This is a genomic window from Streptomyces sp. NPDC001902 (genome assembly GCF_042891295.1).
Classification (GTDB): domain Bacteria; phylum Actinomycetota; class Actinomycetes; order Streptomycetales; family Streptomycetaceae; genus Actinacidiphila.
Window position 1 is genome coordinate 1 of sequence record NZ_JBIATA010000047.1, and the last position, 21,072, is coordinate 21,072.

At 72.8% G+C, this 21,072-nt stretch carries 22 protein-coding genes; 16 read left to right on the plus strand and 6 right to left on the minus strand.

All coding sequences use genetic code 11. The features are described from left to right. Positions 1 to 206: 206 nt before the first annotated feature. Entirely contained in the window at positions 207 to 749 is a 543-nt protein-coding gene (locus ACFYYN_RS41925) for a hypothetical protein (protein WP_500549984.1), read from the minus strand. A 164-nt stretch (positions 750 to 913) separates the two neighbouring features. Here ACFYYN_RS41925 and tsaB point away from each other — a divergent pair, with 164 nt between their 5' ends. From tsaB to ACFYYN_RS41950, 5 genes are all read left to right on the plus strand, one after another. Continuing rightward, a complete protein-coding gene (gene tsaB / locus ACFYYN_RS41930; protein WP_499513455.1) occupies positions 914 to 1,567 on the plus strand; it encodes a tRNA threonylcarbamoyladenosine biosynthesis protein TsaB in 654 nt (217 codons plus the stop codon). An 8-nt stretch (positions 1,568 to 1,575) separates the two neighbouring features. Further along, entirely contained in the window at positions 1,576 to 2,079 is a 504-nt protein-coding gene (rimI, locus tag ACFYYN_RS41935; protein WP_500328203.1) for a ribosomal protein S18-alanine N-acetyltransferase, read from the plus strand. Further along, complete coding sequence (gene tsaD / locus ACFYYN_RS41940; protein ID WP_500549985.1) at positions 2,072 to 3,175, plus strand: tRNA (adenosine(37)-N6)-threonylcarbamoyltransferase complex transferase subunit TsaD; 1,104 nt, start codon at positions 2,072 to 2,074, stop codon at positions 3,173 to 3,175. Before rimI ends, tsaD begins: the two co-directional genes overlap by 8 nt. Further along, positions 3,172 to 3,432 carry a hypothetical protein gene (locus ACFYYN_RS41945; protein WP_500549986.1) on the plus strand — a complete coding sequence of 87 codons (261 nt, stop codon included), beginning with the start codon at positions 3,172 to 3,174 and terminating at the stop codon, positions 3,430 to 3,432. Before tsaD ends, ACFYYN_RS41945 begins: the two co-directional genes overlap by 4 nt. A 139-nt stretch (positions 3,433 to 3,571) precedes the next feature. After that, positions 3,572 to 4,225 carry an HAD family hydrolase gene (locus ACFYYN_RS41950; RefSeq protein WP_500549987.1) on the plus strand — a complete coding sequence of 218 codons (654 nt, stop codon included), beginning with the start codon at positions 3,572 to 3,574 and terminating at the stop codon, positions 4,223 to 4,225. Positions 4,226 to 4,229: 4 nt separating this feature from the next. On the opposite strand, the gene ACFYYN_RS41955 is transcribed toward ACFYYN_RS41950, so the two are convergent. Further along, positions 4,230 to 5,408, minus strand: coding sequence for a THUMP-like domain-containing protein (locus ACFYYN_RS41955; RefSeq protein ID WP_500549988.1), 1,179 nt, complete (start codon positions 5,406 to 5,408; stop codon positions 4,230 to 4,232). Between the two features lie 60 nt (positions 5,409 to 5,468). Between ACFYYN_RS41955 and ACFYYN_RS41960 the strand changes: the two genes are divergently transcribed. From ACFYYN_RS41960 to groL, 4 genes are all read left to right on the plus strand, one after another. Continuing rightward, complete coding sequence (locus ACFYYN_RS41960) at positions 5,469 to 6,830, plus strand: hypothetical protein (protein WP_500549989.1); 1,362 nt, start codon at positions 5,469 to 5,471, stop codon at positions 6,828 to 6,830. Further along, positions 6,830 to 7,384, plus strand: a complete 555-nt coding sequence (locus tag ACFYYN_RS41965; RefSeq protein ID WP_500549990.1) for an NUDIX domain-containing protein — start codon at positions 6,830 to 6,832, stop codon at positions 7,382 to 7,384. Before ACFYYN_RS41960 ends, ACFYYN_RS41965 begins: the two co-directional genes overlap by 1 nt. A 257-nt stretch (positions 7,385 to 7,641) precedes the next feature. Next, positions 7,642 to 7,950 (plus strand): co-chaperone GroES, encoded by a 309-nt coding sequence (gene groES / locus ACFYYN_RS41970; RefSeq protein ID WP_319158003.1) that lies wholly within the window; start codon positions 7,642 to 7,644, stop codon positions 7,948 to 7,950. 124 nt (positions 7,951 to 8,074) lie between these two features. Further along, positions 8,075 to 9,703 carry a chaperonin GroEL gene (groL, locus tag ACFYYN_RS41975; protein WP_500328108.1) on the plus strand — a complete coding sequence of 543 codons (1,629 nt, stop codon included), beginning with the start codon at positions 8,075 to 8,077 and terminating at the stop codon, positions 9,701 to 9,703. 102 nt (positions 9,704 to 9,805) lie between these two features. Here the strand turns inward: groL and ACFYYN_RS41980 are convergent, their stop codons facing one another. The 3 genes from ACFYYN_RS41980 to ACFYYN_RS41990 all read right to left on the minus strand — a co-directional run bounded on the left by ACFYYN_RS41980 (position 9,806) and on the right by ACFYYN_RS41990 (position 12,414). Next, positions 9,806 to 10,591: an SDR family NAD(P)-dependent oxidoreductase gene (locus ACFYYN_RS41980; RefSeq protein ID WP_500549991.1), complete on the minus strand. Its 786-nt coding sequence runs from the start codon at positions 10,589 to 10,591 to the stop codon at positions 9,806 to 9,808. A 10-nt stretch (positions 10,592 to 10,601) separates the two neighbouring features. Continuing rightward, the gene (locus tag ACFYYN_RS41985) at positions 10,602 to 11,261 is read right to left on the minus strand and encodes an MOSC domain-containing protein (protein WP_500549992.1); all 660 of its coding nucleotides are present in this window, start codon (positions 11,259 to 11,261) and stop codon (positions 10,602 to 10,604) included. 97 nt (positions 11,262 to 11,358) lie between these two features. Then, a complete protein-coding gene (locus ACFYYN_RS41990; RefSeq protein WP_500549993.1) occupies positions 11,359 to 12,414 on the minus strand; it encodes an aminotransferase class V-fold PLP-dependent enzyme in 1,056 nt (351 codons plus the stop codon). A gap of 84 nt (positions 12,415 to 12,498) precedes the next feature. On the opposite strand from ACFYYN_RS41990, the gene ACFYYN_RS41995 reads away from it, so the two are divergent. Beyond that, positions 12,499 to 13,419, plus strand: coding sequence for a LysR family transcriptional regulator (locus ACFYYN_RS41995; RefSeq protein WP_500549994.1), 921 nt, complete (start codon positions 12,499 to 12,501; stop codon positions 13,417 to 13,419). 66 nt (positions 13,420 to 13,485) lie between these two features. Here the strand turns inward: ACFYYN_RS41995 and ACFYYN_RS42000 are convergent, their stop codons facing one another. Beyond that, positions 13,486 to 13,800, minus strand: a complete 315-nt coding sequence (locus ACFYYN_RS42000) for a WhiB family transcriptional regulator (protein ID WP_319138961.1) — start codon at positions 13,798 to 13,800, stop codon at positions 13,486 to 13,488. 470 nt (positions 13,801 to 14,270) lie between these two features. On the opposite strand from ACFYYN_RS42000, the gene ACFYYN_RS42005 reads away from it, so the two are divergent. The 6 genes from ACFYYN_RS42005 (at position 14,271) to ACFYYN_RS42030 (ending at position 21,065) form a co-directional block, all read left to right on the plus strand. Then, positions 14,271 to 14,882, plus strand: a complete 612-nt coding sequence (locus ACFYYN_RS42005) for a response regulator transcription factor (RefSeq protein ID WP_003948568.1) — start codon at positions 14,271 to 14,273, stop codon at positions 14,880 to 14,882. Positions 14,883 to 15,144: 262 nt separating this feature from the next. Then, the gene (locus tag ACFYYN_RS42010; protein WP_499513466.1) at positions 15,145 to 15,759 is read left to right on the plus strand and encodes a sigma-70 family RNA polymerase sigma factor; all 615 of its coding nucleotides are present in this window, start codon (positions 15,145 to 15,147) and stop codon (positions 15,757 to 15,759) included. A 100-nt stretch (positions 15,760 to 15,859) separates the two neighbouring features. Beyond that, complete coding sequence (guaB, locus tag ACFYYN_RS42015) at positions 15,860 to 17,362, plus strand: IMP dehydrogenase (RefSeq protein ID WP_500328102.1); 1,503 nt, start codon at positions 15,860 to 15,862, stop codon at positions 17,360 to 17,362. Positions 17,363 to 17,471: 109 nt separating this feature from the next. Further along, complete coding sequence (locus ACFYYN_RS42020; protein ID WP_499513468.1) at positions 17,472 to 18,593, plus strand: GuaB3 family IMP dehydrogenase-related protein; 1,122 nt, start codon at positions 17,472 to 17,474, stop codon at positions 18,591 to 18,593. 369 nt (positions 18,594 to 18,962) lie between these two features. After that, a complete protein-coding gene (locus ACFYYN_RS42025) occupies positions 18,963 to 19,796 on the plus strand; it encodes a glycosyltransferase family 2 protein (RefSeq protein ID WP_500328100.1) in 834 nt (277 codons plus the stop codon). Between the two features lie 54 nt (positions 19,797 to 19,850). After that, complete coding sequence (locus ACFYYN_RS42030; RefSeq protein WP_500549995.1) at positions 19,851 to 21,065, plus strand: cellulase family glycosylhydrolase; 1,215 nt, start codon at positions 19,851 to 19,853, stop codon at positions 21,063 to 21,065. Positions 21,066 to 21,072 lie beyond the last annotated feature (7 nt).

Here is a 21,072-nt window from a genome sequence, read left to right on the forward strand (position 1 = left end):
ACTCCGCATTCGTCAGGTCTCCACGGCCAACCATGCTGAACAGCGTCAATCCACACGCATGATCACGTCAGGAGATCCGAGAAACAGCACCTAGGCGGACGCCGCCCAGGCGGAGGCCGGCCGGACCGGTCCGGCCGGGCAGCGGGACACGAGGTGCCCGCCGCCCGCCGGGTGAACCCGGGAGGCGTTCACTCGTCCGGGGGAAATCAGCGCACGACGACGATCTTGGTGTTCACGGTCGCGAACTTCCACAGCGCCGCCCCGTCCTTCCGCTTCTCGCGGATGCCGCCGGTCTGCTGACCCGGGGGCGGGGCGTCGGGCAGGGAGCCGTCCTTCGCCGCGCTGAAGCCGATCACCACGCTGTCCACGGTCGTGAACCGCACCACGTTCTCGACGGCCACGCCGTCGCCGCCGACGCTGGCGGCGCTGCGGGAGGTCACGGAGTAGGTGCCGGGGGCGGGGTCCACGGTGCCGGGGACGACCCCGTACGTGGTGCGCACCTTTCCGTCGCCGCCGACCAGCCACACGCGGTCCGAGCGCAGCGAGTACACGACCCTGCTGCCGGTGCCGGAGGCCGCGGGGAGCTCGTCCGTCCGCTTCGGCGAGGGCGAGGCGGAGGCCGCCAGGGAGGTGTCGCGGCCGCCGGTGTCCGTGGGACGGACGCCCTTGGCCATCTCACTGGCGGAGCTGGAGGCCTGGACGGCGAGCACGCCGACGGCGGCCAGTGCGGCTGCGGTCAGTCCGGTCACGATCGTCCCTGAACCGATCCTTGCCACGGCTTTCCTCCGGAGGTGGGCGTCACGCTGGGTTGACGTTAGCAGCCGGGCCGCACGCCGACGGGAGCGCCGTCCCGGGCCGCGGCGGTGCCCCCGTCCTGGCAGGGCCACCCCGGTGAACGCCGTAGGCTGAACGCGTGCTGCTGCTTGCCTTCGATACCGCAACCCCCGCCGTGACGGTCGCCCTGCACGACGGCCGGCGCGTGCTCGCCGAGTCGACGGAGATCGACGCGAGACGGCACGGGGAGCTGCTGATGCCCGCCGTGGACCGTGTGCTGCGGGAGGCGGGGACCGGACTGGGCGACGTGACCGGGATCGTGGTCGGGGTCGGCCCCGGCCCGTACACGGGGCTGCGCGTCGGGCTGGTGACCGCGGTCTCCTTCTCCGACGTGCTCGGCGTCCCCGTCCACGGGATCTGCACCCTCGACGGGCTGGCCTACGCCGCCGGGATCGAGGGGCCGTTCGTCGTGGCGACGGACGCGCGCCGCAAGGAGGTCTACTGGGCCCGGTACGAGGGCCCGCGGGCCCGGGTGACCGACCCGGCCGTGGACCGGCCCGGCGACATCGCCGGCGAGGTCGCCGGGGTGCCCGCGGTCGGCGCGGGCGCCGCCCTCTACCCCGAGGCCTTCACCGACGTCCGCCCGCCCGCCGACCAGTCCGCCGCCGCGCTGGCCGCGCTCGCCGCCGTGAAGCTGGCGGACGGCGAGGACTTCCTCCCCGCGCTGCCGCTCTACCTGCGCCGCCCGGACGCCCAGGTGCCGGCCGGTTACAAGGCGGTCCTGCCGAAGTGACCGCGCTGATGCGCGAGATGCGCTGGTGGGACCTGGACCCGGTGATGGAGCTGGAGCACCGGCTCTTCCCGGACGACGCGTGGTCGCGCGGCATGTTCTGGTCCGAACTGGCCGACGCGCGGCACCCGTCGGCGACCCGGCACTACGTCGTGGCCGAGGACGAGGCCGGGCGGATCATCGGCTACGGGGGCCTGGCCGCCGTCGGCGGCACCGGGGACGTGCAGACCATCGGCGTCGCCCCCGAGCAGTGGGGCACCGGCCTCGGCGCGCTGCTGCTCGGGGAACTGCTGCGCCAGGCCACCGCCTTCGAGTGCCACGAGGTGCTGCTGGAGGTGCGGGTCGACAACGTCCGCGCCCAGCGGCTGTACGCGCGCTTCGGCTTCGAGCCGATCGGCTTCCGCCGCGGCTACTACCAGCCGGGCAACGTCGACGCGCTCGTGATGAGGCTCGGCGAGCTGCCGGCATCCCCTGACGTACCGGGACTACAAGGAACAGAGACCACCCATGGCTGACGAGCCCCTTGTCCTCGGCATCGAGACGTCCTGCGACGAGACCGGTGTCGGCATCGTGCGCGGGCACACCCTGCTGGCCGACGCGATCGCGTCCAGCGTGGACGAGCACGCCCGTTTCGGCGGCGTCGTCCCCGAGGTCGCCAGCCGCGCGCACCTGGAGGCGATGGTCCCCACGATCCAGCGCGCGCTGAAGGAGGCCGGCGTCGCCGCCTCCGACCTCGACGGGATCGCCGTCACCGCCGGCCCCGGGCTCGCGGGCGCGTTGCTGGTCGGCGTGTCCGCGGCCAAGGCGTACGCCTACGCGCTCGGCAAGCCGCTGTACGGGGTCAACCACCTGGCCTCCCACATCTGCGTGGACCAGCTGGAGCACGGGCCGCTGCCCGAGCCGACGATGGCGCTGCTGGTGTCCGGCGGCCACTCGTCGCTGCTGCTGGCCCCCGACATCACCGGCGACGTGCGCCCGCTGGGCTCCACCATCGACGACGCGGCGGGCGAGGCCTTCGACAAGGTCGCCCGCGTGCTGGGCCTCGGCTTCCCCGGCGGCCCGGCCATCGACCGCGCGGCCCGCGAGGGCGACCCGGACGCGATCCGCTTCCCCCGCGGCCTGACCGGCTCCCGCGACCCGCTCTACGACTTCTCCTTCTCCGGCCTGAAGACGGCCGTGGCCCGGTGGATCGAGTCCAAGCGCCGGGAGGGCGTGGAGGTGCCGGTCGCGGACGTGTCCGCGTCCTTCCAGGAGGCCGTCGTCGACGTCCTCACCCGCAAGGCGATCCGGGCCTGCAAGGACAACGGCGTCGACCACCTGATGATCGGCGGCGGCGTCGCGGCCAACAGCCGGCTGCGCTCGCTGGCGCAGGAGCGCTGCGAGGACGCGGGCATCGTCCTGCGCGTGCCGCGCCCCAAGCTGTGCACCGACAACGGCGCCATGGTCGCGGCCCTGGGCGCGGAGATGGTGGCCCGCGGCCGGCCGTCCTCCACGTGGGACCTGCCGGCGGACTCCTCGCTGCAGGTGACGGACGTGTCCGTGCCCGGCCACACGCACGACCACGATCACGACCATCTCCACGAGCTCAGCAAGGACAACCTCTACTCGTGACCGTCGCCCTGATGTGGGAGGCCCGCGCCGTCGAAGGGCGCGGGCCCGAGCTGCTGGCGTGGGCCCGCGAACGGACGCTGTCCCCGGCCCCGCTGCGCCGCGAGACCTTCTCCGCCCCCCAGGACCGGGTCCTGGTCATCACCTGGTGGGACGCCCCGTACGACGCGGAGCTGCCCGAGCTGCCCGAGCCCGGCGACGGCCTGGCCCGGCGGGCCGTCCACCGCTGGCGCTTCGAGTCGGTGGGGGACACGGCCTAGCCCCGGGGCGCGGGAGGGCCGGTCGTATGATGAGTCCGGCGTCGATCGCAACCGGGCTTCTGCTCGGCGCCGCCCCCGAGCAGGCGTCCTGCCGGACGACCGGTGTCCGGGAGGCGTTCTCGCAGGTGGCGAAGTACGCGTGACCGATTCCGGCTGTGCCGTCCTCTTCGATCTCGACGGCGTCCTCCTCGACAGCCGGCGGGCGATGCGACAGGCGATCCTCGACGTCGCCCGCGCCGCCTTGGGCGAGCCCGTAGACGAGAGCCGTCTGCCGGCCGGACTCGACCACCTTCCCCATCACGAACTCCTGGCGCGTCTCGGCGTGACCGACGAGGAGACCGTGTTCGGAGCCTCCTGGGAGGACGCGCTCACCCTCGCCACGTGGGGTGCGTCGCCGTTCCCGGGCGCCGTCGGCGTGCTGCGCGACCTCGCGGCCTCCGGTACGGCGATCGGGGTGGTGACCATGCAGCCCGCGAGCCGGGTGACGCGGCTCGTCCCTGCGGAGCTGTCCGCGCACTTCGGCGTGGTGGTCGGATGGGGCGACGCGGCGCCCAAGCCCTCCGGGGAGGGGATCCTGCTCGCGCTCGACCGTCTCGGGGTGCCGCCCGGCCGTGCCTGCTTCGTGGGCGACAGCCCTTCCGACGTCGCCGCCGCGGCGTCCGCCGGGATCCCGTCGATCGGCGCGGTCTGGGGGTACACCGGCCCCGCGCTGGGCAGTTGCGGCCCCACCGTCCTCGCCGGCGCCCTCACCGACGTGCCGGGCGCCGCGCAGCGCCTGCTGCGGCGGACGTAGCGCCTCAGCCGCGGACCGGGCCGCCCACCAGCATGCTCGGGGCGCCCGCGACACGGGTGAGGAAGACCGTGGCCGCGTGGGGGCCCTGGGGCTTGACGCGGCGGCGCACCTCCTCCGGCTCGACGGCCGAGCCGCGCTTCTTGACGGTCAGCACGCCGACCTCGCGTTCGCGCAGCAGGGCCTTGAGCCGCTTGAGGTTGAAGGGCAGCACGTCGGTGATCTCGTAGGCGGTCGCGTACGGCGTCGTGTGCGGCTCGTCCGAGGTGACGTACGCGATGGTCCCGTCGATCAGCCCGCCGCCGACCTGCGCCGCCACGTCGGCCACCATGTGGGCCCGGATGACCGCGCCGTCCGGCTCGTACAGCCAGCGCCCCACGGGGCGCACCTGGGGGTCGGGCAGCCCGGCGGCGGGCAGCGTGGCGCCCGACGGCAGGAGGGTCGCGCGGCGGGCGCCCGGCGCGGTGCCGAACCACAGCACGGCCTCCTTCACGTCGCCGTGGTCGGAGACCCATTCCGCCTCGGCGTCCTCCGGCACGGCCTCGTGCGGGATCCCCGGCGCCACCTTCACGGCGGCCAGCGGCGCCCTCCGCGCCGCCGCCACCGCCCACGACAGCGGCGGGGAGTACGCCTCGGGGTCGAAGATCCTGCCCCGTCCGCCACGCCGGGCGGGGTCGGCGAACACCGCGTCGAAGCCGTCCGTGGGGGTCTGCGTCACATCGGCGCAGCGCACCTCGATCAGGTCGGCCAGCCCCAGCGCCTCGGCGTTCGCCCGCACCACCGCGCAGGTCAGCGGGGAGCGGTCGACCGCCAGCACCTCCACCCCGGCGCGGGCCAGCGGGACGGCGTCCCCGCCGATCCCGCAGCACAGGTCCGCCAGCCGCCGCACCCCGAGCGCGGCGAACCGCTCCGCCCGGTGCCGGGCGACGGAGGCGCGTGTCGACTGCTCGACCCCGTCGGGCGTGAAGTACATCCGGTACGCGTCCTCCCCGAACTTCGCCGCCGCCCGCTGCCGCAGCCGGGCCTGCGTCAGCGCCGCCGCCACCAGCCCGGCGTCGTGCTCCCGCCGCAGCCGTGTCGCGGTCGCCAGTTCGGCGGCGGGGTCGTAGTCCCGCAGGGAGGTCAGCAGCGACTGCCCCTCGTCGGTCAGGAGAGCCGAGAACGCGTCAAGATCCACGCCGTCCATTGTCCCGCGGCACCGGTGCGTGCTGGACTTGCCCGGTACGTGGAGGACGAGGGGGGACGGATGACGGCCGTGCTCAGCACGGAATGGGACTCCTTACGGCAGCGGGCCACGCTGAGCGCCGGAGCACCCGGCGGCGCCGCCCCGGTGGAGCGTGTGGACGCGCGGACCCGGGCGGAACTGCTCGGGCGGCTGCGCTGGGAGGTCCTCCAGGGCGGCGGCCTCTTCCTGGCCTACTCCCAACTGCTCGACGGCGCCGCCTTCGCCGTGCTGCGGCCCGCCGAACTCCTCGACGAGCTCGCGCTGCGCGCCGTCGGCGGCGGGGCGATGATGCCGATCCGGGTCAACGCCCGCGACGCGGACCTGGCGGGGCAGCTCGTCGCACTCCTCTCCCGCGGCTTCCTCTTCTCCTCCCTGCCGCTCCCCGACGACCGGTGCCTGCGCCTGCAGCACGAGCTCGCCGTCCGCGCCGACCCGGCCGCCGCCGCCGCGAGGCTCGCGACGGAGGGTCCGGCCGCCGCGGCGGACCGGCTGCTCGCTGCGACCGGGGTCCTCGGCACCCCGTTGCGGCGGCGCATGGTCACCCGCTGGGACGACTGGCTGCAGGCGGCAGGACGCGGCCAGCTGGAGGTCAGCCCGCTGCGGCCGGCCGACTACGGGGCCGCGTACGCCGTGCAGCCCCCGCCCTCGCCCGGGGCGCTCGCCGGTGACGCGGGACGGGCCGTGCTGGCCGCGTGGACCGGCGGGGAGCTCGACGTGGACGGCATGCCCCACCGCAGCCGCGTGCACGAGCGGCTGGACGCCTTGCTGCACGACCCCGACCCGGACGTGCGGGCCGACGGGCGGACGCTGCGCGAGGCCTTCGACGAGACGTACTACCGGGCGATCGCCGCCGGTGAGGGGTGCGCGCTCGGGGTGAGCGCCACCCGGCACGGCGTACCGCGGGCGGAGGCCGAGGCGCTGGGGGAGCGGACCCAGGTGGTGGCCTGGCCGACCCGCTTCGAGCTGCGGCTCGGGCTGCTGACCGCGGCGCAGTGGCAGCGCTTCACCGACGACGCCGCGGACGCCCTCGCGGCGTGGTGGGAGCGGCAGGACCTCGCCGCGCTCCAGGAGGTCGGCGACCTGCTCGGCGGACGGACCAAGGAGCCCCCGGAAGGCCGCGGGGACGAGGTGCCGGTGACCCGCGTGCGGCGCGTCGCGCGGGCGGTCCGCGGGCTCGGCGCCGAGTCCCTGGCGGCGGGCGGGCTGAGCGCCGCCGCGGGGGTGCTCGGCCAGGGGGCGCTCGGTTCGTTCGCGGCCGGCGCGGCCGGGGCCCTGACGCCCGTGCTCGTCGCCGCCGTGACCGCGGGGCTGCCGCGCCTGCGGGACTACCGGGGCCGGTACGACGTGATGGAGTTCCCGGCGACCCCGCGGGGGGCGGTCTGATGGACGGCGAGGCGGCCCGTACCGGGAGCCGCAAGGCGTACGGCGACGCCGAGGGCGGGCGGTGGTGCGAGGTCCACCTCGACACCTACCGGCTGCCGTCCGGGGCGGAGGTCGAGCTGCACCGGGTCCGGGTCGGCGGCGGTCGCACAGGTGTCGTGGTCCTCGCCCGGCGGGGTGAGGACGTGCTGATGGTCCGTCAGTGGCGGCCTGCGGTGGGACGCTGGGCCTGGGAGCTGCCGCGCGGCTTCGGCGAGGCCGACCCCGCCGCCGATGCGCTGCGCGAGCTCGCCGAGGAGACCGGGCTGGTGGGCTCGGCGGCGACGGTGGTGGCGGTCCTGGACGTCGACTCCGGGCTGCTGGAGAGCCAGGTGGCCGTCGTCGAGGTCGCCGTCGCCGGGGACGCCGTGGCCGGGCCCGGTGCCGTCGCGGACGGCGAGGTCGCCGAGGCGCGCTGGTGGGGCCCGGACGACATCGCGGGGGCGGTCCGCTCGGGCGAGCTGCGCGACGGGTTCACCCTTGCCGCGCTCGGCGCGTGGAGCGCCGTCCGCCGGTGAGCGGCACGGGCGTTCCGGGCCCGGAACCGCGCGTCCGGGCACCCCGTTCCCCCCGGGGGAGCGCGGATCGTGCGGCGCGGCGTTGGCACTCCGCTTGACCGAGTGCTAAGCGCGTCCTAATCTCGGACCTGGCACTCAGCCATGCCGAGTGCCAGAACAAACGCGACGGGCAGGTCCGGCACCCGCGACGACGGGCCTACCAGGTCGCCACCCCAGACAGACACTCCCGTGAGCCCTTTGAAGGGGGAGGTCGGATCGTGACGACCACCAGCACCAAGGTTGCCATCAAGCCGCTCGAGGACCGCATCGTGGTCCAGCCGCTGGATGCCGAGCAGACCACCGCCTCCGGCCTGGTCATCCCGGACACCGCCAAGGAGAAGCCCCAGGAGGGCGTCGTCCTGGCCGTCGGCCCGGGTCGCTTCGAGGACGGCAACCGCATCCCGCTCGACGTCAAGGTCGGCGACATCGTGCTGTACAGCAAGTACGGCGGCACCGAGGTCAAGTACAGCGGCGAGGAGTACCTCGTCCTCTCGGCTCGCGACGTCCTCGCGATCGTCGAGAAGTAAATCCGGCGCCGCTCGTAACCGAGAAATGCCGTGACCACGCCCCGGGCACACCGAGTCCTCGCACGGACCGGGGACCCGGGGCGCGGTCTTTGACGAGAACCCAAAGACGAGGAATTCCGCCGGTATGGCCAAGATCCTGAAGTTCGACGAGGACGCCCGTCGCGCCCTCGAGCGTGGCGTCAACAAGCTCGCCGACACCGTGAAGGTGACGATCGGCCCCAAGGGCCGCAACGTCGTCATCGACAAGAAGTTCGGCGCCCCGACCATCACCAACGACGGTGTGACCATCGCGCGTGAGGTCGAGATCGACGACCCGTACGAGAACCTCGGCGCGCAGCTGGTGAAGGAGGTGGCGACCAAGACCAACGACATCGCGGGTGACGGCACCACCACCGCCACCGTGCTCGCCCAGGCGCTGGTCCGCGAGGGTCTGCGCAACGTCGCCGCCGGCGCCTCCCCGGCCGCCCTGAAGAAGGGCATCGACGCCGCCGTCAAGGCCGTCTCGGACGAGCTGCTCGCGACCGCCCGCCCCATCGAGGGCAAGGACGACGTCGCCGCCGTCGCCGCGCTGTCCGCCCAGGACAAGCAGGTCGGCGAGCTGATCGCCGAGGCGATCGACAAGGTCGGCAAGGACGGTGTCATCACCGTCGAGGAGTCCAACACCTTCGGCTTGGAGCTGGACTTCACCGAGGGCATGGCCTTCGACAAGGGCTACCTGTCGCCGTACTTCGTGACGGACCAGGAGCGCCAGGAGGCCGTCCTGGAGGACCCGTACATCCTCATCACCCAGGGCAAGATCTCCTCCATCCAGGACCTGCTCCCGCTGCTGGAGAAGATCCTGCAGGCCGGTGCCTCCAAGCCGCTGCTGATCATCGCCGAGGACGTCGAGGGCGAGGCCCTGTCGACCCTGGTGGTCAACAAGATCCGCGGCACCTTCAACGCGGTCGCGGTCAAGGCCCCCGGCTTCGGTGACCGCCGCAAGGCCATGCTCGGCGACATCGCCACCCTCACCGGCGGCACCGTCGTCGCCGAGGAGGTCGGCCTCAAGCTCGACCAGGTCGGCCTGGACGTGCTCGGCACCGCCCGCCGCGTGACCGTCACCAAGGACGACACCACCGTCGTCGACGGCGCCGGCGAGTCCTCGGAGATCACCGGCCGGATCAACCAGATCAAGGCCGAGATCGCCTCGACCGACTCCGACTGGGACCGCGAGAAGCTCCAGGAGCGCCTCGCCAAGCTGGCCGGCGGCGTGTGCGTCATCCGCGTCGGCGCGGCCACCGAGGTCGAGCTCAAGGAGAAGAAGCACCGTCTGGAGGACGCCATCTCCGCGACCCGCGCCGCGGTCGAGGAGGGCATCGTCTCCGGTGGTGGCTCCGCGCTCGTCCACGCGGTCAAGGTGCTGGACGACAACCTCGGCAAGACCGGCGACGAGGCCACCGGTGTGGCGGTCGTCCGCCGCGCCGCGGTCGAGCCGCTGCGCTGGATCGCCGAGAACGCCGGCCTGGAGGGCTACGTCATCACCTCCAAGGTCGCCGAGCTGGAGAAGGGCCACGGCTTCAACGCCGCAACCGGCGAGTACGGCGACCTGGTGAAGTCCGGCGTCATCGACCCGGTCAAGGTCACCCGCTCCGCCCTGGAGAACGCCGCCTCCATCGCCTCCCTGCTCCTCACCACCGAGACCCTCGTGGTGGAGAAGAAGGAGGAGGAGCCCGCCGAGGCCGGTCACGGTCACGGCCACGGCCACTCCCACTGAGCTGGACCGCGAAGGCCCCCGTTCCCGGCCGGGAACGGGGGCCTTCGGGCTGTGACGGCCAGGGACGGCCAGGGACGGCCCACGCCGCCTCGACGGCCGGTCTCAGTCGCGGGGGTAGGCCGGACCGAAGCGCCTCCCCGCCTTCGACGAGACGCGGCCGAGCGCCCCGCTCGGCGCCAGCCTGACCGCCGCCACCGCGACCTTGTAGCGGGGGTCGGGCACGCTGAGGGAGCGGCCGCGGGCCAGGTCGCGCAGGGCCGCGGCGACCACCTTGTCGGCGTCCAGCCACGCCCAGGAGGGGATGCCGCCGGTGTCCATCCCGGCCCGCTGGTGGAACTCGGTGCGGACGAAGCCCGGGCACAGCGCCAGCAGCCGCACCCCGGTACCCGCCAGGTCGCGGGCAACGCCCTGGGTGAAGCTGACGACCCACGCCTTGCTGGCCCCGTACGTGCCGCGCGGCACGAAGGCCGCCACCGAGGCCACGTTGATCACGAAGCCGCGCCCGCGCTCCCGCATGGCACCGGTCGCGGCGCCGGTCAACCGCAGCACGGCCTCGCAGTGCACCTTGAGCATGGTCAGCTCGTCGGCCATCGGCACGTCGCCGAAGCCGCCCCGGTTGCCGAAGCCCGCGTTGTTGACCAGCACGTCGACCGGGCGTTCGCGGTCGCGGAGCCGTGCCTCGACCGTCTCGATGCCCTTGTCCGCCGACAGGTCGGCGGGCAGCACCTCGACGGTCACCCCGTACGCGCGCCGCAGGTCCTGCGCGCACTCCTCCAGCCGCTGCTCGTCGCGGGCGACCAGGACGAGGGCGTGACCGTCCCCCGCCAGCCGGCGCGCGAACGCCGCGCCGATCCCCGCGGTGGCTCCCGTGATCAGTGAAGTCGTCATGCCCCGCAGGCTAGTGAGCCCCCGTACGTCCGTGGGCCGCGGCGCGCACGTCCTGCGGGAGCGCGTCCGCCGCCAGCAACCGGGGGAGCAGCGCGGGCTCCAGGGTGACCGCGCGGAAGGTCAGCGCGACGGTGACCTCGTGGTCCGGGCGGTGGACGACCTCGACCCGGTCGCCCGCCCGGACCTCCCCGGGTTCGGCGACCCGGAGGTAGGCACCGGGCAGCGCGGCGCGGGTGAACGTCTTGATCCAGCCGCCCTGTTCCAGCCAGCCCTGGAACGTGGCGCAGGGGATCCGGGGGCAGGACACCTCCAGGACGGCGCCGCCCGGTCCGCCGATCCGCCAGCGTTCCCCGATCAGGGCCTGGTTGACGTCCAGCCCCGAGGTGGTCAGGTTCTCCCCGAACATGCCGTTGCGCAGTGGCAGGTCGAGTTCGCGTTCCCAGGTGTCGAGGTCCTCGCGTGCGTAGGCGTAGACCGCCTGGTCGGTACCGCCGTGGTGCGCCACGTCGTACACCCGGTCGCCGGCGAGGCCGACCGCGCCGGTGCCCTTGGGGCCCGGTGCGGTCACCGCCACCGGGCCCGGCACCGGGAGCTTGTCGATGCCGGTCGTCCCGCTGGTCTTCCACGGGTTCGGACGGGGCCGGCCCACGTTCACCGAGAGCAGCTTCATCCCGTGACCGTACGGCTCCCGCCCTGCACCCGGCGAGGTCTTTTCCGGCGACCGGCGCCGGACGCCGGGGACTAGGGCGGGTCTGAGAAATAGCGCCCTAGCCTGCGAGCACCCGGAGCAGCCGGTCGACGTCCGCCTCGGTGTTGTACAGGTGGAAGGCCGCCCGCAGGTTCCCCGCGCGGGCCGAGACGCGGATGCCCGCGGCGGCCAGCCGCTCCGCCGCGTCGCCCAGGCCCGGGACGGCCACGATCGCCGAGGCCTGCGCGCCGGAGGGCACCGGCTTGTGGCCGAGCCGCAGCAGGCCCGCCCGGAAGCGCTCGGCCAGCGCGACGTCGTGGGCGCCGATGGCCTCGACGCCCAGCTCCTCGACGAGCCCCAGCGAGGCCGCCCCGGCCAGGTACGGCAGCAGCGGCGGCATCACGTCGAACCGCCGGGCGGAACGCGCGAGGTGCGCGACCGGCCCGTAGCAGTCGCCCCAGGGGTCCTCGGCCGCGTACCAGCCGGCGAAGTGCGGCGACAGCCCGTCCTCGGCGCCCTCCCGCACGGTCAGGAAGGACACCCCGCGCGGGGCGAGCAGCCACTTGTAGCCGCCGCACACGACGTAGTCGAGGCCGTCCGCGCGCAGCGGGAGCCAGCCGACCGCCTGGGTGGCGTCGACGAGCACGCGCGCCCCGTGCCGCGACGCGGCCTCGCGGACCGCCGCGAGGTCGGCGACCCGGCCGTCCGCGGACTGCACCGCGCTGACCGCGACGAGGCCGGTGGTGGGACGTACGGCGTCGGCGAGCGCCTCCAGGGGCACGGTGCGCATCACGACGTCGGCGCGGGAGGCGAAGGGGTTGACCAGCGAGCTGAAGTCGCCGTCGGCCAGTACGACTTCGGCCCCGGCGGGGAGGGCCGCGGCGATCATGCCGACGTGCGTGGTGACCGAGGAGCCGACCGCGACGCGGTCGGCGGCGACCCCGGTGAGGCGGGCGTAGGCGGCGCGGGCGGCGCCCAGGACGCGCTCGTCGCGCACCCAGTCGTCGGTGCCGTCGGACCAGGCGGCCACGGCGGTGCGCAGCGCCTCGACGGAGCGGAGCGGGCCGATGCCCGAGGAGGCGGTGTTGAGGTAGGTGATCCCGGCGTCCAGCGCGAATTCCCCGGCGATGTCCATGGTTCCTCAGCCTGCGCCCCGGCCTGCCCAAAGTCCATCATCGATCACTGAACGCCACCCCCAAGGAACGCTTGTGCTCGGGGCGTGTTCGAGGCCCGCCACCTCCGTGTGCTGTGCGCCGTGGCCCGTACCGGCTCGCTGTCGGGCGCCGCGCGGGAACTGGGCTGCGCCCAGCCGGCGGTCAGCCAGCAGATGAAGGCGCTGGAGCTCGCCGCGGGCACCCCGCTGCTGGTCCGCGGCGGGCGGACCACCCGGCTGACCGAGGCGGGCGAGGCGCCGGCCCGGCACGCGAGCGGCATCCCGGCCGCCGCGGAGGAGGAGGTCGCGGCCATCGGGGGCCTGCGCGCCGGGCGGGTGCGGCTGGTGTCGTTCCCGAGCGCGGGGCCGTCCCTGGTCCCCACCGCGCCGGCCGCGATGCGCGCCGCGCACCCGGACGTACGGATCACGCCGGCCGAGGCGCAGCCGCCGCGGGCGGTGGAGATGCTGCGTGCCGGTGAGTGCGAACTGGCGCTGGCCTACCGCTACGAGGACGAGGGCGAGGGCGGCGGCGATCGGGCGGCCGCGTGGGAGGGGCTGCTGGTGCGGCCACTGCTGTCCGACCGGCTCTTCGCGGTGCTCCCCGCCGGGCACCCGCTGGCGCGCGGGGGTGGTCCGGTGCGGTTGTCCGACCTCGCGGACGAACCGTGGATCGCGGGCTGCCCGCACTGCCGCCGGCACATGGTCGAGCTGTGCGGGCGGGAGGGTTCCGAGCCGCGCGTCGACTTCGCCAGGGACGACTACCCGGCGGCCGTCGGCCTGGTGGCCTCGGGCATGGGCGTCTCGGCGCAGCCGGGCCTCGCGCTGGAGGCGGTACGGCTGCGCGCAGTGGCCGTGCGCGAACTCCGGCCGGCCGTGCGCCGTGATGTGGCCGCGGTGACCCTGCCCGACCTGGCCCGGGTGCCGGCCGTCGACATGATGTTGGGGCGGCTGCGTCTCGCGGCTCTGCGCGACCGCCCTTCGGTCTGAGTCCGCGCGCAGGCGGACCTCCGTCGTTGTGGTGAAACGTTTCCTCTGTGGCTGATGTCCGGTGGGTCAGTGACTGCCGGTGGCGTGCGAGCTCATGACCCGGTTGCGGGACCGGCCCATCATCTCCTCGCGCTCGTCCTCGGTGAGTCCGCCCCAGACCCCGTAGGGTTCGCGGACCGTCAGAGCGTGCGTCGCGCATTCGGCGCGGACGGGGCAGCGCATGCACACCTCCTTCGCCGCCGCCTCACGCGCGCTCCGGGCAGCGCCGCGCTCTCCCTCGGGGTGGAAGAACAGGGAGCTGTCGACACCGCGGCAGGCGGCGACGAGCTGCCAGTCCCAGAGGTCGGCGTTCGGGCCCGGGAGGCGGGAGAAGTCTGCCATTGCTCATCTCCTCGAGAGGTGGGCTGCAGGGACACCGTCCAGGCGCGAAGCTCTGGGAGGGTGCTGTCGACGTTACATCTACTGTCGAAGTAGATGTAAATATGATTCATCACAAAATCGCCAACGAACTCCCGCCATGCGGGTAAAAAGCCTCCAAACAGGCAAAATCTGACATTGCCCCCCGGTCGGCGGCTGATGTGTGCTGCAAGCGGGCGCCCGTTGTGCGGGTTTTTGGGGCCCGGCGAACAGCCGCGACCTGCGACGTTGCTGATCCGTGTCGGTCCGCGCACGGAGAGTGCGGGAGTCGGCCGCCAAACTCCGTAACTCTTTCGAGTGAGGGTCGTTGAAGGTGCGGAAGTGGTTGGCGGTCGAACTAATCGGGCAGGCGCCCGAGGCCGTCATCCCCACCGGTGAACGATTCGTACAGCCTGGAGGCTCAACGTGACGCGGATCAGCTGCGGAGGACGGTCATGACTTCCGTTCTCGTCTGCGACGACTCCCCGCTTGCCCGAGAGGCCCTGCGCCGCGCGGTAGCGACCGTGCCCGGCGTGGAGCGTGTGACGACCGCGGCCAACGGCGAGGAAGTCCTCCGCCGCTGGGGCGCCGACCGCTCGGACCTCATTCTCATGGACGTCCGGATGCCCGGCCTCGGCGGTGTCGAGACCGTACGGCGGCTGCTGTCCGCCGACCCCGGCGCCCGCATCATCATGCTCACGGTCGCCGAGGACCTGGACGGGGTGGCCCTCGCGGTCGCCGCAGGTGCCCGCGGGTACCTGCACAAGGACGCCTCGCGCGCCGAGTTGCGGGCCACGGTCACGCAGGCACTGGCCGACCCGACCTGGCGGCTCGCCCCGCGCCGGCTGCGCTCGGCCGAGATGGGCGCCGCCCCGACCCTGACCGCCCGCGAGATCCAGGTGCTGGAGGGCATGAGCCACGGCCGCTCCAACGCCGAGATCGGCCGCGAGCTCTTCCTCTCCGAGGACACCGTCAAGACGCACGCACGACGCCTGTTCAAGAAGCTCGGCGCCTCGGACCGGGCCCATGCGGTGGCGCTCGGCTTCCGCTGGGGCCTGGTGCGCTGAGGCAGCGGCTTCGAGGGCTGGAGGGGCCGATGAGCTGTGGGGCAGCTGTGCGGCTGCCCCGCTCGTACCGGTTTCCGCGCCGAGGGCGCATGCTTGAGGCATGGACTCTCGGGGACACGGTCGGGCGGGGCGGCGGGTGCATGACATGACTACGGCCGGTGCGGTCCCTCGGAACGCTCCGCACGGCGCGCCGCATAACGCTTCGGAGCACAACCACGGGTGTGAGCCCACGGAGCGGCCCGCGGCGATGCACTATGGACGGATGCGCGACGAGGCCACCGGCAATGAGACAGCCATAGGGGCACTCGTACGTCGAGCCGTGGACGGCGACGAGCAGGCGACGCACGATCTGCTCGCCCATGTGCACCCGCTCGCCGAGCGCTACTGCCGTACGAGGCTGTCGCGGCTGCCGGGTGGTGCGCGCCACTTCGTGGACGACCTCGCGCAAGAGGTCTGCCTCGCGGTGCTGTGCGCCCTGCCCCGCTACCGGGACCAGGGCCGGCCCTTCGAGGCCTTCGTCTTCGGCATCGCCGCGCACAAGGTCGCCGACCTCCAGCGGGCCGCCATGCGCGGTCCGGGCTCGACGGCCGTGCCCTCCGACGAGATGCCCGAGCAGCCGGACGACTCACTCGGGCCCGAGGAGCGGGCGCTGCTCAGCAGCGACGCGGAGTGGGCGAAGAAGCTGCTCGCCAACCTCCCGGAGCACCAGCGGGAGCTGGTGCTGCTCCGCGTCGCCGTGGGCCTCACGGCGGAGGAGACCGGTCAGGTGCTCGGCATGTCGCCGGGCGCCGTCCGGGTGGCGCAGCACCGCGCGCTGTCCCGGCTGCGGGCGCTGGCGGAGGAAGCCGCCGCGGGTGCTCCCGGTCTGAGCGCCTAGCGCACCCCGCCCCCGGCCCCCACACCAGGGGCGGAATTGGTTTCGCGCGGGAGCCATTAGCATTGAACATCTCGCCGGGCAAGACCATGGGGAAGGTGTCATGACACTGAACGCCGACGGAGTAGCCGAGAAGTTCGGGCTGCTCGGACTCACCTACGACGATGTGCTGCTGCTCCCAGGTGCGTCGGACGTCGTGCCGAACCAGGTCGACACCCGCTCGAAGGTCTCCCGGAACGTCAGCGTGAACATCCCGCTGCTGTCGGCGGCGATGGACAAGGTCACCGAGGCGCGGATGGCCATCGCGATGGCCCGCCAGGGCGGCGTGGGCGTGCTCCACCGCAACCTGTCCATCGAGGACCAGGTCAACCAGGTCGACCTGGTGAAGCGGTCCGAGTCCGGCATGGTGACCGACCCGATCACCGTCCACCCCGACGCCACCCTCGCCGAGGCCGACGCGCTGTGCGGCAAGTTCCGCATCAGCGGCGTCCCCGTCACCGACGCCTCCGGCAAGCTGCTGGGCATCGTGACCAACCGCGACATGGCCTTCGAGAGCGACCGCTCCCGGCAGGTCCGCGAGGTCATGACGCCGATGCCGCTGGTCACCGGCAAGGTCGGCATCTCCGGGGTCGAGGCGATGGACCTGCTGCGCAAGCACAAGATCGAGAAGCTGCCGCTCGTCGACGACGAGGGCCGACTCAAGGGCCTGATCACGGTCAAGGACTTCGTGAAGGCCGAGAAGTACCCCAACGCCGCCAAGGACGCCGAGGGCCGCCTGCTGGTCGGCGCCGCGGTGGGCGTCGGCGACGAGGCCTTCCTCCGCGCCCAGCGGCTGGTCGAGGCCGGTGCCGACTTCCTGGTCATCGACAGCGCGCACGGCCACAGCCGCGGCATCCTCGACATGGTCGCCAAGGTCAAGGCCAACATCAAGATCGACGTGGTGGCCGGCAACGTCGCCACCCGCGACGGCGCCCAGGCGCTGATCGACGCGGGCGCCGACGGCATCAAGGTCGGTGTCGGCCCCGGCTCGATCTGCACCACCCGGGTGGTCGCCGGTGTCGGCGCGCCCCAGGTGACGGCGATCTACGAGGCCTCCCTCGCGGCCGGCCCGGCCGGTGTCCCGCTGATCGGCGACGGTGGCCTGCAGTACTCCGGCGACATCGCCAAGGCCATCGCGGCCGGCGCGGACACCGTCATGCTGGGCAGCCTCCTCGCGGGCTGCGAGGAGTCGCCGGGCGAGCTGCTCTTCATCAACGGCAAGCAGTTCAAGTCCTACCGCGGCATGGGCTCGCTCGGGGCGATGCAGTCGCGCGGGCAGGCCAAGTCGTACTCCAAGGACCGCTACTTCCAGGACAACATCCTCTCCGAGGACAAGCTCGTCCCCGAGGGCATCGAGGGCCAGGTGCCCTACCGCGGCCCGCTCTCCGCCGTGGCCCACCAGCTCATCGGCGGCCTGCGCTCCTCCATGGGCTACGTCGGCTCCCACACCATCCCCGAGCTCAAGGAGAAGGGCCGCTTCGTGCGGATCACCGCGGCCGGGCTCAAGGAGAGCCACCCGCACGACATCCAGATGACCACCGAGGCGCCGAACTACCACACCCGCTGACCGGTACGAGCGGATCACCCGGAGCCCGCGGCGCCGCACGGCCGCGGGCTTCCGGCTGCCCTGCCTGGGATACTGGACGGGCAGGCCACGAAGGAAAGGCATAGCGACAGTGACTGAGATCGAGATCGGGCGGGGCAAGCGCGGCCGCAGGGCATACGCATTCGACGACATCGCCGTCGTCCCGAGCCGCCGTACGCGGGACCCCAAGGAGGTCTCGATCGCGTGGCAGATCGACGCCTACCGCTTCGAGCTGCCCTTCCTGGCGGCCCCGATGGACTCCGTGGTCTCCCCGGAGACCGCGATCCGCATCGGCAACCTCGGCGGCCTGGGCGTGCTCAACCTCGAGGGTCTGTGGACCCGCTACGAGGACCCCGAGCCGCTGCTCGCCGAGATCGCCGAGCTGGACGACGCCTCCGTCACCCGGCGCCTGCAGGAGATCTACGCGGCGCCGATCAAGGAGGAGCTGATCGGCCAGCGCATCAAGGAGGTGCGCGACGCCGGTGTGGTCACGGCGGCCGCGCTCTCGCCGCAGCGCACCGCGCAGTTCTCCAAGGCCGTGGTCGACGCCGGCGTGGACATCTTCGTCATCCGCGGCACGACGGTCTCCGCCGAGCACGTGTCGGGCTCCCACGAGCCGCTCAACCTGAAGCAGTTCATCTACGAGCTCGACGTCCCGGTCATCGTCGGCGGCTGCGCCACCTACACCGCGGCGCTGCACCTGATGCGCACCGGTGCCGCGGGCGTCCTCGTCGGCTTCGGCGGCGGCGCCGCCCACACCACCCGCAACGTCCTCGGCATCCAGGTGCCGATGGCGACCGCGGTCGCCGACGTGGCCGCGGCCCGTCGCGACTACATGGACGAGTCCGGCGGCCGCTACGTGCACGTCATCGCCGACGGGGGCTTCGGCTCCAGCGGCGACCTGCCCAAGGCGATCGCCTGCGGCGCCGACTCGGTGATGATGGGCTCCCCGCTGGCCCGCGCCACCGACGCACCCGGCCGCGGCTTCCACTGGGGCATGGAGGCCACGCACGAGGAACTGCCGCGCGGCAAGCGCATGAACCTGGGCACCGCCGGCACGACCGAGCAGATCCTGCTCGGCCCCTCGCACGCGCCCGACGGCTCCATGAACTTCTTCGGCGCGCTGCGCCGCGCGATGGCCACGACCGGCTACTCCGAACTGAAGGAGTTCCAGCGGGTCGAGGTCACCGTGTCGCCGACGCACCACCGCTGACCGCCGTTCCAGGCTCCAGGGGCCCGTACCGCCGCCCGGCGGTACGGGCCCCGGTGCGTTCCGTGGATGGCCGGCGGATGCCGCGCGGAGCAGGGGGTGTTCGGCCGAGCCGGTTCCGGATCGATCGCCGACGGACCGTCACATGTCACTGTCGGCAAGGGACTTACGGGGGAGGGGGGACAACCGGAAGGTTAAGCGCCGTGGATGAGCATGTGATTTTCGGTTACGATCGTGTATCCGTGGTTCTGCTGTGCTAACCGTCGTCTACAGTGTTCGATGCCATCGGACGGTCCGGCTGGGGGGTGGGAGAGCACGGAAGCCGGGTCTTGACTTGGCCTCTGCGCACACTGCCAGCTGGGGGAGCCTGCCGTGTCCACTCTGTCCATCGTCATTCCCGCCTTGAACGAGGCCGAGAACCTGCCGCACGTCTTCGGGACGATCCCGCTCGAAGAACTCGCCGCGGAGGGCTGGGGCGTCGAGGTGGTCATAGCGGACAACGGCTCCACGGACGGCACCGCCGAGATAGCCGCGTCCTACGGAGCCCGGGTCGTCCACCAGCCGTTGCGCGGCTACGGCAACGCCTACAAGGCAGGGATCGCCGCGGCGTACGGCAACGTGATCGCCACCGGTGACGCCGACTGCACCTACCCCTTCGACGACCTGCCCCGGCTGCTGAGGATCGTCGACGAGCACCAGGTCGAGTTCCTCAACACCAACCGGCTCGGCCCGGAGAACCGTGCGGCGATGAAGCCCTCCCACACCGTCGCGAACCACGCCCTCAGCCTCCTCAGCCGCGTGCTCTTCAAGAGCGGGATCCGTGACTCCCAGAGCGGCATGTGGGTGTTCCGCCGCTACATCTGGGAGACCCTCAAGGTCACTTCCGACGGTATGGGCTTCTCGCAGGAGATCAAGAACGCCGCCGTGCGGGAGGGCTTCCGCTGCATGGAGGTGCCCATCGAGTACCGGCCCCGCGGTGGCCAGGTGAAGCTCAACGCGCTGTCCGACGGCGTGGCCAACCTGGCGCAGTTGTTCCGCCACCGGCTGCGGGACAACGCCCTGCGCACCGACACCAGGGCCCAGTGGTACGACCGCTCCACGCGGCCCGAACCGGCGCCGTTGATGTCCGCGCAGCGGCAGGCGCAGTCGCCCCAGGTGGGCGACGCGGAGTGGGAACGAGTGCCGAGCGAGCACTACACCGCCTGACGGGTACGTCCTGGGGCGGGAGGACCTGATGAATGATTGGCCTACGCTGTGCGCATGGTGAAGGATCCCAGTCGACGGCAGCGCCTGCTCGTCGCCCTCGTGGCGTTCGTGGTGTCCGCGGTCGCGACCATCGTCGCCGCGTCCATGCCGTCGAAGAGCCCAGCGGCCTCGCCGCCCGTCACCGGCAAGCCGTCGTCGTCGCCTTCCGAGGCGGAGGCCGGCGGCGTGCGCGAGGTGAAGATGGGCATCTCGTACGGCGACACCCTGACGTGGAAGTCGGACGCGGACCTCGCACGGGGTCTGGACGACGCGGTCGCAGTCGGCGTCACCTGGGTCCGGATGGACCTGTCGTGGAACAACATCCAGCCGGACTCGCCCTACACCTACTCGTGGCACCGCTTCGACCGGGTCGCCAAGGCCGCCGAGGCCCGCGGTCTGAAGGTGCTCCCTGTGCTCGCCTACACCCCGAAGTGGGCGCGTGTGGCGGGCTGTACATCCGGCCAGAGCTGCGCACCGGCCGACCCCGAGATCTTCGCCAGCTTCGCCAAGCTGGCCGCCGAGCGGTACTCCGCGATGGGGATCCACACCTGGGAGGTGTGGAACGAGGAGAACATCGGCTTCTGGAAGCCCGCCGCCGACCCGAAGGGCTACACCACCCTCCTCCGGGCGACGAGCCAGGCACTGCGGGCCGCGGACCCCAAGGCGTACGTCATCATGGGCGGCCTCGCAGTGGCCAAGACCGAGCCCGCGCGCCACAGGCTCTCCCAGACGGACTTCCTGACCGCCGTCTGCAAGCTCGGCGGCAACAAGTACGTGGACGCGGTCGGCTACCACCCGTTCAACTATCCCACCCTGCCCAGCGCGACACCCGGCACCGGCACCGCCTTCGAGCGGATCAGCAACTTCCGGGAGAACCTGGTGGGGATCCTGGACAAGTACGGCACCCCCGACATGCCCATCTGGCTCACCGAGACGGGAGCACCGACCAGCGGGCCCGGTGAGGTGTCGGACGGCAAGGTGGTCCCGCCGGGGACCACGCACGTCACGCAGGTCCGCCAGGCCGAGATCGCCACCGACACGATCCCGGCCGTGGTGGCGAACCCGTACGTCGAGGCGATGTTCTGGTACACCGACCAGGACCAGGCACGTCCCGAGGAGAAGAAGTCACGGTCGCTGTACTACGGGATGCGCAGCTACGACGGCACGAAGAAGCCGGCCTTCGAGGCGCTCAAGGCCGCGATAGCCGCCTACGAGCGCAAGAAGAAGTAGCGGCCCC

Coding starts and splice junctions, on each gene's coding strand:
- rimI (WP_500328203.1), top strand. CDS start 1,576: ATGCGCGAGATGCGCTGGTGGGACCTGGACCCGGTGATGGAGCTGGAG.
- tsaD (WP_500549985.1), top strand. CDS start 2,072: ATGGCTGACGAGCCCCTTGTCCTCGGCATCGAGACGTCCTGCGACGAG.
- ACFYYN_RS41955 (WP_500549988.1), bottom strand. CDS start 5,408: ATGGACGGCGTGGATCTTGACGCGTTCTCGGCTCTCCTGACCGACGAG.
- ACFYYN_RS41960 (WP_500549989.1), top strand. CDS start 5,469: ATGACGGCCGTGCTCAGCACGGAATGGGACTCCTTACGGCAGCGGGCC.
- ACFYYN_RS41965 (WP_500549990.1), top strand. CDS start 6,830: ATGGACGGCGAGGCGGCCCGTACCGGGAGCCGCAAGGCGTACGGCGAC.
- groL (WP_500328108.1), top strand. CDS start 8,075: ATGGCCAAGATCCTGAAGTTCGACGAGGACGCCCGTCGCGCCCTCGAG.
- ACFYYN_RS41980 (WP_500549991.1), bottom strand. CDS start 10,591: ATGACGACTTCACTGATCACGGGAGCCACCGCGGGGATCGGCGCGGCG.
- ACFYYN_RS41985 (WP_500549992.1), bottom strand. CDS start 11,261: ATGAAGCTGCTCTCGGTGAACGTGGGCCGGCCCCGTCCGAACCCGTGG.
- ACFYYN_RS41990 (WP_500549993.1), bottom strand. CDS start 12,414: ATGGACATCGCCGGGGAATTCGCGCTGGACGCCGGGATCACCTACCTC.
- ACFYYN_RS42000 (WP_319138961.1), bottom strand. CDS start 13,800: ATGGCAGACTTCTCCCGCCTCCCGGGCCCGAACGCCGACCTCTGGGAC.
- ACFYYN_RS42005 (WP_003948568.1), top strand. CDS start 14,271: ATGACTTCCGTTCTCGTCTGCGACGACTCCCCGCTTGCCCGAGAGGCC.
- ACFYYN_RS42010 (WP_499513466.1), top strand. CDS start 15,145: ATGCGCGACGAGGCCACCGGCAATGAGACAGCCATAGGGGCACTCGTA.
- guaB (WP_500328102.1), top strand. CDS start 15,860: ATGACACTGAACGCCGACGGAGTAGCCGAGAAGTTCGGGCTGCTCGGA.
- ACFYYN_RS42030 (WP_500549995.1), top strand. CDS start 19,851: ATGGTGAAGGATCCCAGTCGACGGCAGCGCCTGCTCGTCGCCCTCGTG.